The sequence below is a fragment of the Streptomyces sp. NPDC111628 genome (genome assembly GCF_055635195.1).
Genome location: NZ_JBVKBZ010000003.1, coordinates 1,226,977 through 1,240,948, shown reverse-complemented (window position 1 = coordinate 1,240,948; position 13,972 = coordinate 1,226,977). Strand labels below are relative to the sequence as shown.

Annotated in this window: 13 protein-coding genes; 8 read left to right on the top strand and 5 right to left on the bottom strand. The window is 73.1% G+C overall.

Annotated elements, in window-relative coordinates; genetic code table 11:
* Nucleotides 1-106: 106 nt before the first annotated feature.
* Entirely contained in the window at nucleotides 107-868 is a 762-nt protein-coding gene (gene mltG / locus ACZ7MF_RS20600; RefSeq protein WP_471478898.1) for an endolytic transglycosylase MltG, read from the top strand.
* A 12-nt stretch (nucleotides 869-880) separates the two neighbouring features.
* Here mltG and ACZ7MF_RS20595 read toward each other — a convergent pair whose 3' ends face one another.
* Nucleotides 881-1,960 (bottom strand): NAD(P)-binding domain-containing protein, encoded by a 1,080-nt coding sequence (locus ACZ7MF_RS20595; protein WP_471478282.1) that lies wholly within the window; start codon nucleotides 1,958-1,960, stop codon nucleotides 881-883.
* Between the two features lie 55 nt (nucleotides 1,961-2,015).
* Here ACZ7MF_RS20595 and ACZ7MF_RS20590 point away from each other — a divergent pair, with 55 nt between their 5' ends.
* Nucleotides 2,016-2,438 (top strand): secondary thiamine-phosphate synthase enzyme YjbQ, encoded by a 423-nt coding sequence (locus tag ACZ7MF_RS20590; RefSeq protein ID WP_165287326.1) that lies wholly within the window; start codon nucleotides 2,016-2,018, stop codon nucleotides 2,436-2,438.
* A gap of 144 nt (nucleotides 2,439-2,582) precedes the next feature.
* Here the strand turns inward: ACZ7MF_RS20590 and ACZ7MF_RS20585 are convergent, their stop codons facing one another.
* From ACZ7MF_RS20585 to ACZ7MF_RS20575, 3 genes are read right to left on the bottom strand one after another with little or no spacing between them, the layout of a single operon-like run.
* Nucleotides 2,583-4,082, bottom strand: a complete 1,500-nt coding sequence (locus tag ACZ7MF_RS20585) for a tripartite tricarboxylate transporter permease (protein WP_356864133.1) — start codon at nucleotides 4,080-4,082, stop codon at nucleotides 2,583-2,585.
* Between the two features lies 1 nt (nucleotide 4,083).
* On the bottom strand, nucleotides 4,084-4,629 hold the full coding sequence (locus ACZ7MF_RS20580) for a tripartite tricarboxylate transporter TctB family protein (RefSeq protein ID WP_356864135.1): 546 nt from the start codon (nucleotides 4,627-4,629) through the stop codon (nucleotides 4,084-4,086).
* Entirely contained in the window at nucleotides 4,626-5,612 is a 987-nt protein-coding gene (locus ACZ7MF_RS20575) for a Bug family tripartite tricarboxylate transporter substrate binding protein (protein WP_471478276.1), read from the bottom strand. Before ACZ7MF_RS20575 ends, ACZ7MF_RS20580 begins: the two co-directional genes overlap by 4 nt.
* 286 nt (nucleotides 5,613-5,898) lie before the next feature.
* On the opposite strand from ACZ7MF_RS20575, the gene ACZ7MF_RS20570 reads away from it, so the two are divergent.
* Both ACZ7MF_RS20570 and ACZ7MF_RS20565 read left to right on the top strand, forming a co-directional pair.
* Entirely contained in the window at nucleotides 5,899-7,545 is a 1,647-nt protein-coding gene (locus ACZ7MF_RS20570; RefSeq protein WP_471478274.1) for a sensor histidine kinase, read from the top strand.
* A complete protein-coding gene (locus tag ACZ7MF_RS20565; protein WP_471478271.1) occupies nucleotides 7,542-8,333 on the top strand; it encodes a response regulator in 792 nt (263 codons plus the stop codon). Before ACZ7MF_RS20570 ends, ACZ7MF_RS20565 begins: the two co-directional genes overlap by 4 nt.
* On the opposite strand, the gene xdhR is transcribed toward ACZ7MF_RS20565, so the two are convergent.
* Nucleotides 8,296-8,886, bottom strand: coding sequence for a purine salvage operon transcriptional regulator XdhR (gene xdhR, locus ACZ7MF_RS20560; RefSeq protein ID WP_388521205.1), 591 nt, complete (start codon nucleotides 8,884-8,886; stop codon nucleotides 8,296-8,298). The two genes, ACZ7MF_RS20565 and xdhR, sit on opposite strands and share 38 nt — an antisense overlap.
* Nucleotides 8,887-9,083: 197 nt before the next feature.
* Between xdhR and ACZ7MF_RS20555 the strand changes: the two genes are divergently transcribed.
* Genes ACZ7MF_RS20555 through ACZ7MF_RS20540 form a run of 4 tightly spaced genes read left to right on the top strand, consistent with a single transcriptional unit; the run spans nucleotide 9,084 to nucleotide 13,969 of the window.
* Nucleotides 9,084-9,686, top strand: coding sequence for a 2Fe-2S iron-sulfur cluster-binding protein (locus ACZ7MF_RS20555; protein WP_471478265.1), 603 nt, complete (start codon nucleotides 9,084-9,086; stop codon nucleotides 9,684-9,686).
* Nucleotides 9,683-10,675 carry an FAD binding domain-containing protein gene (locus ACZ7MF_RS20550; RefSeq protein WP_356864880.1) on the top strand — a complete coding sequence of 331 codons (993 nt, stop codon included), beginning with the start codon at nucleotides 9,683-9,685 and terminating at the stop codon, nucleotides 10,673-10,675. Before ACZ7MF_RS20555 ends, ACZ7MF_RS20550 begins: the two co-directional genes overlap by 4 nt.
* Complete coding sequence (locus ACZ7MF_RS20545) at nucleotides 10,672-12,819, top strand: xanthine dehydrogenase family protein molybdopterin-binding subunit (protein WP_471478261.1); 2,148 nt, start codon at nucleotides 10,672-10,674, stop codon at nucleotides 12,817-12,819. Before ACZ7MF_RS20550 ends, ACZ7MF_RS20545 begins: the two co-directional genes overlap by 4 nt.
* Nucleotides 12,812-13,969 (top strand): XdhC family protein, encoded by a 1,158-nt coding sequence (locus ACZ7MF_RS20540; protein WP_471478259.1) that lies wholly within the window; start codon nucleotides 12,812-12,814, stop codon nucleotides 13,967-13,969. The genes ACZ7MF_RS20545 and ACZ7MF_RS20540 overlap by 8 nt, the downstream gene beginning before the upstream one ends.
* Nucleotides 13,970-13,972: the final 3 nt, after the last annotated feature.

The window sequence follows — 13,972 nt, the reverse complement described above, 5'->3', positions numbered from 1 at the left end:
CCTCAGAGGCCCCGGAAGTCCCAAAAGCCCCAGGAGAGCGATCCGGCTGACGCGTCGGGGCCGTATCGCCCTGATCGCGGCCGGCGCCGTCGTGGCCGGTACCGCCGTGGCGGTACCGCTGCTGACGACGGACGACGAGGGCGAGTCCCGTCCCACGTCGCTGGTGATTCCGGAGGGCTGGCGCGCGACCCAGGTCTACGGAGCCGTCGACAAGGTCCTCGCCCTGCCCGCGGGCACCACCAAGAAGTCCCTGGCCAAGGCCAACCTCAAGCTGCCCAACGACGCCGAGGGCAACCCCGAGGGCTACCTCTTCCCGGCGACCTATCCGCTCGGCGAGAACCCGACCCCGGAGAAGCTGCTGACGGCCATGGTCGACACGGCGAACAAGAAGTTCACCGGCGCGCCGGTCGCCGCGGGCGCCCAGCGCAACGCGCTGAACGTCTATCAGGCGGTCACCATCGCCAGCATCGTGCAGGCGGAGGCCGCGGCCAAGGAGGACATGGGCAAGGTGGCCCGGGTCATCTTCAACCGGCTGGAACGCGGCATGCCGCTGCAGATGGACTCCACCATCAACTACGCCCTGGGCCGCAGCACCTTGAAGACCACCACCAAGGACACGAAGATCGACAGTCCTTACAACTCGTACCAGCGCATGGGGCTGCCGCCCACCCCCATCGCCAATCCGGGCGACGAGGCGATGACCGCCGCGATCAACCCGACCCCCGGTGACTGGCTGTACTTCGTCACGGTCAAGCCGGGCGACACGCGCTTCACCGCCGACTACGCCGAACACCAGCGCAACGTGGACGAGTTCAACGGCCTCCGGCAGAGCGCCTCCAAGCAGACCGGGGCCGGGGCCGCCAAGTGACCGGTCGGGGCGTCACGCGGCGACCGGCTCCTCCTCGGCCAGCAGCCGCCTGATGTCCCGCACGGCGGCGCGTCCCGCCCGGTTGGCGCCGATGGTGCTGGCGGAGGGCCCGTAGCCGACGAGATGGATCCGCGGGTCGGCGACCGCGCGCGTCCCCTCGACACGGATACCGCCACCCGCCTCCCGGAGCCGCAGCGGCCTCAGATGGTCGATGGCGGCCCGGAACCCGGTCGCCCACAGGATGACGTCCGCGGCCACTCGCCGCCCGCCGTCCCACTCCACCCCCTCGGGCGTGATCCGGTCGAACATGGGCTGCCGGTCCAGCACGCCCGACTCCAGCCCGGTCCGGACCGCGTCGTTCAGGGGCAGCCCCGTCACCGACACGACACTCTTCGGCGGCAGCCCCTGCCGCACCCGTTCCTCCACGAGCGCCACCGCGGCCCGGCCCGCCTCCTGGTCGAAGGGCTCCTCGCGGAAGACCGGGGGCCTCCTGGTCACCCACGTGGTGGACGCGGCGTACGGCGCGATCTCCAGCAGGTGCTGCGTCCCCGAGGCGCCGCCGCCCACCACGATCACGCGCAGGCCGGTGAACTCCTCGGGCCCGGCGTACTGAGCGGTGTGCAGCTGCCGTCCCCGGAAGGCCTCCTGCCCCGGGTAGCGCGGCCAGAAGGGGCGGTCCCAGGTGCCGGTCGCGTTGATCAGCGCGCGCGTCGACCAGGACCCGGCCGACGTCTCGACGAGCAGCCGCCCGTCCCTCCCCTCGCGCACGGCGCGCACGTCCACGGGCCGCCGTACCCGCAGGTCGAAGGTCCGCTCGTAGTCCGCGAAGTATCCGCCCACCACCTCGGCGGACGGCCGCGCCGGATCAGCCCCGGTCAGCTCCATGCCCGGCAGGGCGTGCATGCCGTGCACCTTGCCGTACGTCAGCGACGGCCAGCGGAACTGCCAGGCGCCGCCGGGCCCGGGGGAGTGGTCGAGCACCACGAAGTCGCGCTCCGGCTCGAACCCCGTGCGCCGCAGGTGATAGGCGGCGGCGAGTCCGGCCTGACCGGCCCCGATGACGACGACCTCGACCTCGCGTGTGTTGTTCACGCTTCTACCAACGGCGCCGCAGGCCTCGATCTTCCCCCGGTGTCAGGATGGGCCCATGCCAGATGCCTTCACCACCCGAGTCCTCAACCTCGCCACCGGCTCGGCGGAGCGGGTCGCCGACATCACCGGTGACTGCGAGTCCTTCCTGCGCGAGGCGGCGTCCGGCCGCGACGGTCTCCTCAACGTCTTCGTCCCGCACGCCACCGCCGGGATCGCGATCATCGAGACCGGCGCCGGCAGCGACGACGACCTGCTGTCCGCCCTGCACACGCTGCTCCCGGCCGACGACCGCTGGCAGCACCGCCACGGCAGCCCCGGACACGGCCGCGACCACGTCCTGCCCGCCTTCGTACCGCCGCACGCGACGCTGCCGGTGATCGGCGGCCGCCTGGAACTCGGAACCTGGCAGTCGGTGTGCCTGGTGGACACCAACCGGGACAACCCCGACCGCCGGGTCCGGCTGAGCTTTCTGGGCTGAACGGGACGCGGCGTCCTGGTCCACCACCGTCTCGCCACGAGCCGCGCCACCCCGTACCGCAGGACGGCCCGGTACGCGATCGACGTACCGGGCCGCGCACACCGCTCCTGGGCGCGTGGAAGCGCCGCCGGACCGGACTGAGGATCAGGCGTTCACCCGCGTCCGTCCCCGGCCCACCAGCCGTTTCACCAGCGGCCAGGCCAGCAGCAGCACGATCACCGCGTACACCGTCACCGAGAACGGCGTGTTGACCAGGCCCGACACGCTGCCGTCGCTGATCTGCAGGGCGCGGCGCAGCTGCTGCTCGGCGTTCGGGCCGAGGATGACGCCGATCACGGCGGGCAGGATGGGCAGGCCGTAGCGTCGCATACCGAACCCGATCAGGCCGATGACCAGCAGGATCACCAGGTCGACCACCTCACCGCCGACCGCGTACGCGCCGACCGCCGCGAAGAACATGATCCCCGCGTAGAGGTACGGCCGCGGGATGCGCAGCAGCTTGGCCCACACCGGCGCCAGCGGCAGGTTCAGGGCGAGCAGCAGCACCATGCCCACGAACAGCGAGGCGATCAGACCCCACACCAGCTCGGGCTCGCGTTCGAAGAGCAGCGGGCCCGGCTGGATGCCGTACTGCTGGAAGGCGGCCAGCATGACCGCCGCGACCGCGGTGGTCGGCAGGCCCAGCGTCAGCATGGACACCAGCGTGCCCGCGGCCGAGGCCGACGCCGCCGACTCCGGACCCGCCACGCCCTCGATGGCGCCCTTTCCCCACTCGTCCTTGTGCTTGGACAGCCGCTTCTCCGTGACGTACGACAGGAAGGTCGGGATCTCCGCGCCGCCCGCCGGGATCGCGCCGAACGGGAAGCCGATGATCGGACCGCGCAGCCAGGACTTCCAGGTGCGCTTCACGTCACCGCGGCCGAGCCAGGGACGGCCCACCGGGATCGGTTCGGCCGCCCCGCGCCGCAGATGGGCCGCCACCCACAGCGCCTCGCCGATCGCGAACAGACCGACCGCCACGATCACCACGTCCACCCCGTCGGCGAGCTGCAGCGAACCGAAGGTCAGCCGCTGCTGGCCCGTCATCTGGTCCAGGCCCACCAGGCCGATCGTCAGCCCGATCAGCAGCGAGGCCAGGCCTCTGATCCGCGACGAACCCAGTACCGACGTCACGGCGATGAACGCCAGCACCATGATGGCGAAGTAGTCCGGGGCGCCGATGTCCACCGCCAGGTCGGCGACCGTCGGGGCGAGGGCCACGAGCAGGATCGTGCCGATCATGCCGCCCGCGAAGTGGCCGATGGCGGCGGCGGCCAGCGCCTGCGCGCCACGCCCCGCCTTGGCCATCGGGTTGCCCTCCATCGCCGCGACCACGGCGGCGCTCTCGCCCGGCGTGTTGAGCAGGATGGAGGTGGTCGAACCGCCGAACATCGCGCCGTAGTAGATGCCCGCGAACATGATGAACGCCGCGACCGGGTCCAGCCCGTACGTCACCGGCAGCAGCAGCGCCACCGCCATCGCCGGGCCGATGCCGGGCAGGACGCCGATGGCCGTGCCGAGCAGTACGCCGAGGGCGGCCCACAGGAGGTTGAGCGGGGTCAGGGCCGTGCCGAAGCCGTCCATGAGGGAGTTGAAGGCGTTCATGTCAGAGCACTCCCATCAGCGGACCGCCGGGCAGCGGCACACCGAGCAGCTTGTCGAAGACGACATAGGTGATCAGGGACACCACCGCGGCGATCAGCGGATCGCGGTCCACGCGGCGGCTGCCGAGGGCGAAGGCGGCGCCCCAGAAGAGCAGCGCCCCGGCGACGGGGAAGCCGGCCGGCTCGATCAGGGCGGCGGCGCCCAGGAAGATTCCGGACAGCAGCAGCACCGTGCGCCAGTCGGCCGGTTCGGACAGGTCGATGTCCTCGCCGCCCTCGGCCTCGCCCCGGCCGCCGCGCAGCACGTCGACGGCGAGCAGCGCGGCTATCACCAGCAGGCCGATGCCCACCACGACCGGCACGGTCTTGGGGCCGACCGGGCCGCGCTGGGTGATGTCGACGTCCATGGTCAGCGCGTCGGTCAGGACGAGCACGCCGAGCGCCAGCAGCAGGACGCACACGCCCAGTTCGGAGTGCTCGCGCAGCCACGAGCGCCGGCCGGCGGCCGCTTCCCCGGGCTCCTCGGTGAGTTCGGTCCGCGTCGTCACAGTCCCAGCTCCTTCAGCACCGACACCACGCGCTGGTCCTGGGCGTCCAGGAAGTCGCCGAACTCCTCGCCGGTCAGGAAGGCGTCGTCCCAGCCGTTCTGGTCCATGGACTTCTTCCACTCGGGGGAGTCGTGCAGTTCCTCGAAGAGGCGGGTCAGCTTGTTGCGCTGGGCCTCGGACAGACCGGGCGGGGCGACGACGCCTCGCCAGTTGGTGAAGTTCACGTCGTAGCCGGACTCCTTGAGCGTGGGCGCGTCCTTGAGGTCGTCCACCCGCTCGGGACCGGTCACCGCGAGCACCCGCAGTTCGCCCGCCTTGATCTGGTCCAGGTACTCGCCGACGCCGGAGACCCCGAAGCCGACCTTGTTGCCGAGGATCGAGGCGAGCAGCTCGCCGCCGCCGTCGAACGGGATGTAGTTGACCGACTTCGGCTGGATCCCGGCGGCCTGCGCCATCAGCATCGGCGCGAGGTGGTCGGGCCCGCCCGGGGACGAGCCACCGCCCACCGGGATCTTCCCCGGATCCTGTTTCCAGGCGTCGATCAGCTCGTCGATCGTCTTGTACGGCGAGTCCTTGGCGACCACGACGACGTCCTGCTCCTCGGTCAGCCGCGCGATCGGCGTGGTGTCGGCGAGGGTCTTGGGGGCGTGGTTGGAGCGGACGGCGCCCACGACACCGAGGCCCATGGACATGGCGAGCTTGCCGTTGCCGTGCTCGCTCACCAGCCGGCTCAGGCCCACGGTGCCGCCCGCGCCGGGCAGGTTGAACACCTCGATGTTGTGGGTGAGCCCGGCGTCCTCGGCGTTCTTCGCGGCCGTGCGGGCGGTGATGTCGTAACCGCCGCCGGGGGTGTTGGGAACCATGAAGCGCAGGCCCGGGATCTGGGTGCCGGAATCCGAGTCGTCGCCCGAGGAGAGCAACGGCGGTCCCGCCAGCACGAGCACGGCGGCCCCGAGCAGGGCAAGGGGGGTGCGCAGGCGCACGTATGACACCACCTGTCGGTTGGGTAGTTCGTTACGGGGAGCCCTGTGGGGGAGGGTGACGTGGGCCACATGGTGCCCGCGGGCCTGTCCCGTGTCTTCCTTGCGGAACCAAGGGAGGTTGTGTTCATTGCGGTCGCCGGAAACGTGTGACCGATTCAGGGCGTCACATCGCTGTCGGATCGCCGGTTCATTGCGAAGCAGGCACATCCCTTTCCCTCGCCGCAGGTGGGCGCCATGATGGCGTCCCGGCACCCCCGCCCCCCCGTGAGCCGAGAACGAGTCCGCCGTGGCCCCCACTTTCCGCCGTCAGACCCTCGCGGGCGAGATGCTGGTCCTCCAGCTCGCCATCGTCGTGGTCGTCCTGTTCGCGGTGGCCGCCGTCTCGCTCGCCCAGTCCAAGGCCACCTTCAACCGCGTCGAGGGCCGCCGGGTCACGGCCCTGGCCGAGCAGCTGGCCGCCACGCCGCTGGTCCGCAGCCAGCTGCTGCGCCCGGTGCCGCAGGAGGCCCTCGCCCCGCTGGTCAACTCCACGCAGACGCAGTCCGGGGTCACCTCCGTCACGGTGGCCGACGCCGACGGCCGGGTCGTCAGCTCCACCGACCCCACGCTGATCGGCGCCCGGCTGCCGCGCGGTGCGGGAGCCGGTGTCGCGAGCGGCTGGTCGGGGCCGCTGACCGTGCAGGGCAGCCGGGAACTCGTCGCCCAGGTCCCGGTGCTCGGTGCCACCCGGCAGACCCTCGGCCGCCACCTCGGCACGGTGATGGTCGGCGAGGCCGATCCCACGGTGTGGCAGCGCCTCAGCGGTGCCTCCTCCTACCTCCTCGCCTACCTCGGCATCGCCAGCGGCCTCGGCGTGGCCGGTTCCTGGCTGCTGGCCCGGCGGGTCAAGCGGCAGACCCTCGGCCTGGAGCCGCGCGAGATCGCCGGGCTCGCCGAGCACCGGGAGGCCATGCTGTACGGCATCGCGGAGGGCGTCGTCGCCCTCGATCCGCAGCACCGGCTCACCCTGGTCAACGAGATGGGCCGGCGTCTGCTCGACCTGCCCGCCGACTGCGTGGGCCAGAGCCTGGACGGCCTCGGCATCGACGGGCGGCTGCGCGACGTCCTCGCGGGCGCCGCCCGCGAAGCGGCCGAGCCGCGCGACGAGGTCGTCGTCCGCCACGGCCGGGTCCTGGTCATGAACCGCATGACCGTCACCAAGGAGGGCCGCCCGCTCGGCTCGGTCACCACCCTGCGCGACCGCACCGAACTGGCCCGCCTGGAGCGGGAGATCGGCTCCTTCCGCAGCACCTCGGAGCTGCTGCGCGCCCAGGCCCACGAGTTCGCCAACCAGCTGCACACCATCTCCGGGCTCATCCAGATCGGCGAGCAGGACGAGGTGGTGCGCTACATCCGCGGGCTCAACCAGCGCCGCCAGTCCCTGGACGTCACCCTCAGCCGCCGGGTCCGGGACACCGCCGTGGCCGCGCTGATCACCGCGAAGTCCTCCCTCGCGGCCGAGCGCAGGGTCGCGCTGCGCGTCTCGGACCGCACGGCGCTGGACCGGCTGGAGCCGGCCGACGCCGCCGACGTGGCGACCGTGGTCGGCAACCTGGTCGACAACGCCGTGGACGCCGCCGCGGCCCTGGGCGACGCGCACGAGGCCTGGGTCGAGATCGAGCTGCGGCAGGACGCCGCCAGCGTCGAGATCGTGGTCCGCGACTCCGGGCCCGGCGTCGCGCCCGAACTGGCCCGGGAGGTCTTCTCCCACGGCTTCACCACCAAGGCCGCCCGGCAGGGCGAGCGCGGCATCGGCCTGGCGCTGACCCGGCTGGTCTGCGAACGTCACGGCGGTGAGATCTCGGTGACCAACACCCCCGAGGGGGCCGTGTTCACCGCACGCATGACCGTCAGCCACCTCACCGACGCGGTGGCGGAAGGAGCAGCACCATGACGGCTACGAGCGGCACGTCCGACGCGACCGCCCCGAGCGCCGCCCCCCTGGAGACGTCCCCGGGCGCCGCCCCGATCGGCGTGCTCGTCGTCGACGACGACTTCATGGTGGCCCGCGTCCACCGCGCGTTCGTCGAACGGGTCGAGCCCTTCCGGGTGCTCGGGGTCGCGGGCACCGGGGAGCAGGCGCTGGCCGCCGTCGGGGAGCTGCGCCCCGACCTGGTCCTGCTCGACCTGTACCTGCCGGACGTCTTCGGCCTCGACGTCATCCCACGGCTGCGCGCCGCGGGCCACGACTGCGACGTCATGGTCATCAGCGCCGCCCGGGAGGCGGACGCGGTGCGCGGCGCCGTGCGGCACGGCGTGGTCGACTACCTCCTCAAGCCCTTCGAGTTCGAGGACCTTCGGGTCCGGCTGCAGCGCTACGCGGTCCAGCGGGGCCGGCTGCTCGGCACGGTGGTGCGCAGCCAGGCCGACGTCGACCGCGTACTGGCCGGGTCCGCGGCGCAGACCGGGCCGGCCCCGGGGCTGCCCAAGGGCATGAGCGTGGAGACCGCCGAACTCGTCGAGCGCGCCCTGCGCGAGGCCGACGGCACGCTGTCCGCCAGCGAGTGCGCGGCGCTGACCGGCATCTCCCGGGTCAGCGCCCGCCGGTACCTGGAGCACTTCCACACCGTGGGCAGCGCGGAGGTATCCCTGCGCTACGGGGTGGCGGGCCGCCCGGAGCGCCGCTACCGCTTCCGGGGCGCGGTCACCGGCCCGGCGCTCCGGCGCGCAGGCCGTCCATGACGAAGTCGAGGAACCGGGTGACCCGCGGCTGCCGGTCCTCACCGGGACCGATCAGCCACAGACCACCGAGGACGAGGAAGAAGTCGTCCCCGGTCACTCCGGGCCGGATCGTGCCGGCCTCGTCGTTGGCGCGGAGCAGGAGCTCGGCCGCGTCCTCCAGCGGGGTGGGGCGTGGCTTCTCCGGTGCCCCGGGTGCGCTGGTGACCAGCCGGATCGCGTCCGCCAGACCCGCCTTGGTCATGGCGAACTCGGCGAGGCGGTCCATCCATTCGCGCAGGGCGAGGTCGGGTTCCCGGGTGGCCAGCATCTCGGGCGCGGCCTGGGCCACCTGCTGCATCCCGTGACGGTAGATCTCCAGGACGAGCGCCTCGCGATTCGGGAAATTGCGGTAGAAGGTGCCCTGCCCGACCCCCGCCTTCTTGGCGATGGCGCTCAGCGGGGCGTTCGCGCAGTGCGTCAGCTCCTCCGTGGCCACTGCCAGGATGCGCTCGCGGTTGCGCTGGGCGTCCGAGCGCAAGGGAGTGTCCGACTTGTCCTTCTTTGGCTGCGACACTCGTCCCCCTTTCGGGTTCGTGGCCGAATCCCGACCTTGCTAAGCGGACAGCTGTCCGTTACGTTTCCAGTGAGTGGACAGTTGTCCGGTTACCCGCCCACTCTACCGGCGGAGAGCGGCCGATGGCCCCCGCCCGCCCATGAACCCAATGCCTACAGCCAGTTTTCCCGGTCACCAGACACCAAAGAAGGCTGATCATGGCCCCAGCGCCCTCGTCGACGTCCAGCGCCGTCACCCTGAACATCAACGGCGAGAAGCACCAGCTGACCGTCGACCACCGCACCACCCTGCTCGACGCCCTGCGCGAGCGCCTCGACCTCACCGGCACCAAAAAGGGCTGTGACCAGGGACAGTGCGGCGCCTGTACCGTCCTGGTCGACGGGCGTCGCGCCGTCTCCTGCCTGAACCTCGCCGTCGCGGCCGAGGGGCGTGAGATCACCACCATCGAGGGCATGGCCGAGGCAGACGGGCTGCACCCGGTCCAGCAGGCCTTCCTCGACCTCGACGGCTACCAGTGCGGCTACTGCACCCCCGGGCAGATCTGCTCGGCGATCGCCGTCATCGAGGAGCACGCGGCCGGCTGGCCCAGCGCCGCCACCGAGGACGTACGCCCCGAGGCCGGGCCGCCACCGCTGACGCCGGACGAGATCCGCGAACGGATGAGCGGCAACCTGTGCCGCTGCGGCGCCTACGTCTCCATCGTCCAGGCCGTCACCCGGGCCGCCGAGGCCCACCGGACCGCGGCCCACGACGCCGACCGCGCCGACCAGGACGAGATCACCGAGGAGACGGCCGCATGAGGGAGTTCGGATACCAGCGCGCCGACGACGTCTCCGGCGCGGTGGCGCTGCTCGCCGCCGACCCGGACGCCCGCTTCCTCGGCGGCGGCACCAACCTCGTGGACCTGATGAAGACCGGCGTAGAACGCCCCGCCCGGCTGGTCGACGTCCGCGAACTCCCCCTGGACGCCATTGAGAAGACCGCGGACGGCGGGCTGCGCATCGGCGCCACCGTCACCAACAGCGACCTGGCCGCCCACCCCGAAGTGCGCCGTCGGTACCCGGCACTGACCCAGGCGGTCCTGGCGGGCGCCTCGGGCCAGCTGCGCAACATGGCCACCGTCGGCGGCAACCTGCTCCAGCGCACCCGCTGCGGCTACTTCACCGACCTGAGCAAGCCCTGCAACAAGCGCGCCCCCGGCAGCGGCTGCTCGGCGGTCACCGGCGAACACCACAATCACGCCGTCCTGGGCGCCTCCGACCACTGCGTGGCCGTGCACCCCTCGGACATGGGGGTGGCCCTCGCCGCCTTCGACGCCGTCGTCGGCTACGAAACCCTCGACGGGCCGGGCGAGTTGCCGCTCGCCGACTTCTACCTCCCCGTCGGGGACACCCCGCACCGGGAGACCGCACTGCCGGCCGGCGCGCTGATCACCGGCGTCACCCTGCCGCCCGCCCCGGTCGCCGCCCGCTCCCGCTACCGCAAGGTGCGCGAGCGCGCCTCCTACGCCTTCGCGATCGGCTCGGTCGCCGCCGCGCTCGACGTCGAGGACGGCGTCGTGCGCGAGGCCCGGCTGGCCTTCGGCGCGGTCGCCTCGCGGCCCTGGCGGGCCCGCGCGGCCGAGGCCGTCCTCACCGGCGCACCGGCCGACGGCGACACCTTCGCCGCCGCCGCGGACGCCGAACTCGCGGCCGCCAGGCCGCTGCCCGACAACGGATACAAGGTGACCCTCATGCGCAACCTCGCCGTGGCCGTCCTGACCGAACTCGCCGAGGAGACCGCCCGATGACCACCGCCACGACCGGCCGTACCACGCTCCGGGGCGTCGTCGGCACCGCGCACACCCGCGTCGAGGGCCGCGACAAGGTCACCGGGGCGGCCCGCTACGCGGGCGAGATCCCCTTCGCCGACCTCGCGCACGGCTGGCTGGTCCTCTCCACCGTCGCGCGCGGCCGCATCCGCTCCCTCGACACCGAAGCCGTCCTCGCCATGCCGGGCGTGCTCACCGTCCTGCACCACGGCAACGCCCCGCGCGTCGACACCGACTACGTCGGCCTGCTCGGCATCCCGCCGGACCCCACCGCCGCCGTCTTCCAGCAGGACCGGGTGCACCACGTGGGCTGGCCGGTCGCCCTCGTCGTCGCCGAGACGTCCGAGCAGGCCCGGGAGGCCGCCGAGGCCCTCGTCGTCGCCTACGACGAGGAACCGCACGACACCGCCCTCACCGCCGGCCATCCGGGTGCCCACCCGGCCGGCGGCGTCATGCCCGGCGAGACCGCCAAGGGCGACCTGGCGGCCGGCCTCGCCGCCTCCGCCCTCGTGGTGGACGAGGAGTACACCACGCCCGAAGAGCACCACAGCATGATGGAGCCGCACGCCGCCACCGCCCGGTGGGACGGCGGCCGGCTGGAGGTCGTCGACTCCAACCAGGGCACCACCTGGATCCAGAACGAACTGGCCAGCCTGTTCTCCCTCGACGCCTCCGCGGTACGGGTGCGCTCCGAGCACATCGGCGGCGGCTTCGGCAGCAAGGGCCTGCGCGCCCACCAGGTCGCCGCCGTGATGGCCGCGACCGAACTCCAGCGGCCGGTGCGCGTGGTCATGACGCGGCGGCAGATGTTCTCGCTGGCCGGCTACCGCAGCCCCACCCTCCAGCGCGTCCGGCTCGGCGCCGACGCCGACGGCCGGCTGCGCGCCCTGGAGCACCGCTCGCTGAACCAGACGTCCACCGTCTACGAGTTCGTCGAGCCCAGCGCGGGCGTGGCCCGGGTGATGTACGACGCCGAGGCGCACCACACGGCCAACGAGGTCGCACCCCTCGACGTGCCGTCGCCGACGTTCATGCGCGCACCGGGCGAGGCACCGGGCTCCTTCGCCATCGAGTCGGCCCTCGACGAACTCGCCGAGCGCGGCGGCATCGACCCCATCGCGCTGCGCCTGCGCAACGAACCCGAGGTCGGCCCGGTCTCCGGTCTGCCCTTCAGCAGCCGCAACCTGGACGCCTGCTTCCGCGAGGGAGCCCGGCGGTTCGGCTGGGCCGGGCGCGACCCGCGACCCGGAGTGCGCCGTGACGGGCGCTGGCTGCTGGGCACCGGCACCGCCGCCGCCTCCTTCCACTCGGGCGCCGGTCCCTCGACGGCCGTCGTGACCGCGGAGGCCGACGGCGGATTCACGGTACGGATCGCCGCCGCCGACATCGGCACCGGTGCGCGTACGGCGCTCACCCTGGTCGCCGCCGACGCCCTCGAGGTCGCGCCCGACCGGGTCCGGGTCCGCATCGGCGACAGCGACTTCGGCCCCGCGATGATCGCGGGTGGCTCGATGGGCACGCGGTCCTGGGCCTGGGCGATCACGGAGGCGGCCCGCGAACTGCGGGAGCGGCTGGCCCTGGGCGCGACGATCCCGCCGGAGGGCATCACCGTACGGTCCGACACCACCGCCCTGCTCGGCGCCCTCGCACAGAAGGAACGGCACTCCTTCGGCGCGCAGTTCGCCGAGGTCGCCGTGGACACCGCCACCGGCGAAGTGCGGGTGCGCCGCATGCTCGGCATCTTCGCGGCCGGCCGGATCGTCAACCCGCTCACCGCCCGCAACCAGCTCGTCGGCGGCATGGTGTGGGGCATCTCCATGGCCCTGCACGAGGAGGCGGTACGGGACCGGTCGAGCGGCGGCCTCTACGCCCCCGACCTCGCCGGCTACCACGTGGCCACCAACGCCGACGTGGGCGACATCCAGGCCGACTGGGTGGACGACCCCGACCCCGACGACCCGGTCGGTATCAAGGGCGTCGGCGAGATCGGCATCGTGGGCGCCGCGGCGGCCGTCGCCAACGCCGTCTGGCACGCGACCGGCGTCCGCCACCGCAACCTGCCGATCCGGCCGGACCGGGTGCTGTCGGCGGTGCCCGCGAGCTCAGGAGCGGCGGATGCTTGACATCGCCGAGGAGCTGGACCGCTGGCTCGCCGAGGGCCGGGAGTTCGCCGTCGCCACCGTCGTCTCCGTGGGCGGCAGCGCGCCGCGCGGGCCCGGCGCCGCCCTCGCCGTCGACAGCGGGGGCACCGTGATCGGCTCGGTCTCCGGCGGCTGTGTGGAGGGCGCGGTGTACGACCTGTGCGCCGATGCCCTGCGCACCGGCGAGACGCTGCGCGAACGCTTCGGCTACAGCGACGAGGACGCCTTCGCGGTCGGACTGACCTGCGGCGGGATCGTCGACGTACTGGTCACGCCGGTCGGCCTCGACGCGCCCGCACGGGAGGTGCTCCGGGCGGCGCTGGCCACCGCCGCCCGGGGCGGGACCGCGGCCCTCGCCCGGGTCGTCGAGGGACCGCCCGAGCTGCTGGGCAGGGCCCTGCTCGTCCAGTCCGACGGTTCGCACACGGGCGGTCTGGGCGGCCACGCCGACCTGGACCGCACCGCGGCCGCCGAGGCCGGTGCCCTGCTGGACGCCGGGCGCACCGGCACGGTCGGACTCTCGGAGGACGGTTCGCACTGCCCCGGCGGGCTCACCCTGCTCGTCGAGACCAGCGTGCCGCCGCCCCGCATGATCGTCTTCGGCGCGGTCGACTTCGCCGCGGCGCTGGTGCGGGCCGGGAAGTTCCTCGGGCACCACGTCACGGTGTGCGACGCCCGGCCCGTCTTCGCCACCCGGGCCCGTTTCCCTCAGGCCGACGAGGTCGTCGTCGACTGGCCGCACCGCTACCTGCGGGACACCCCGACCGACGGGCGCACGGTGCTGTGCGTGCTCACCCACGACGCCAAGTTCGACGTGCCGCTGCTGGCGGAGGCGCTGCGGATGCCGGTCGCCTTCGTCGGCGCGATGGGCTCGCGCCGCACGCACGAGGACCGCGACCGCCGGCTGCGCCAGGCCGGCCTGAGCGAGGACGAGCTGTCCCGGCTGCGTTCACCGATCGGCCTCGACCTCGGCGCCCGCACCCCCGAGGAGACGGCCCTGTCCATCGCGGCGGAGATCGTCGCGGCCCGCCGCGGCGGAACGGGGGTCCCCCTGACGGGCGGGGCGGCACCGATCCACCGGGAGGCGACGGGGCGGCCGCCCGAGGTGTCGCCGACGGAGGCGGCCGCCTGAGAT

Coding starts and splice junctions, on each gene's coding strand:
- ACZ7MF_RS20565 (WP_471478271.1), top strand. CDS start 7,542: ATGACGGCTACGAGCGGCACGTCCGACGCGACCGCCCCGAGCGCCGCC.
- ACZ7MF_RS20545 (WP_471478261.1), top strand. CDS start 10,672: ATGACCACCGCCACGACCGGCCGTACCACGCTCCGGGGCGTCGTCGGC.
- ACZ7MF_RS20555 (WP_471478265.1), top strand. CDS start 9,084: ATGGCCCCAGCGCCCTCGTCGACGTCCAGCGCCGTCACCCTGAACATC.
- ACZ7MF_RS20590 (WP_165287326.1), top strand. CDS start 2,016: ATGCCAGATGCCTTCACCACCCGAGTCCTCAACCTCGCCACCGGCTCG.
- ACZ7MF_RS20585 (WP_356864133.1), bottom strand. CDS start 4,082: ATGAACGCCTTCAACTCCCTCATGGACGGCTTCGGCACGGCCCTGACC.
- ACZ7MF_RS20550 (WP_356864880.1), top strand. CDS start 9,683: ATGAGGGAGTTCGGATACCAGCGCGCCGACGACGTCTCCGGCGCGGTG.
- ACZ7MF_RS20540 (WP_471478259.1), top strand. CDS start 12,812: ATGCTTGACATCGCCGAGGAGCTGGACCGCTGGCTCGCCGAGGGCCGG.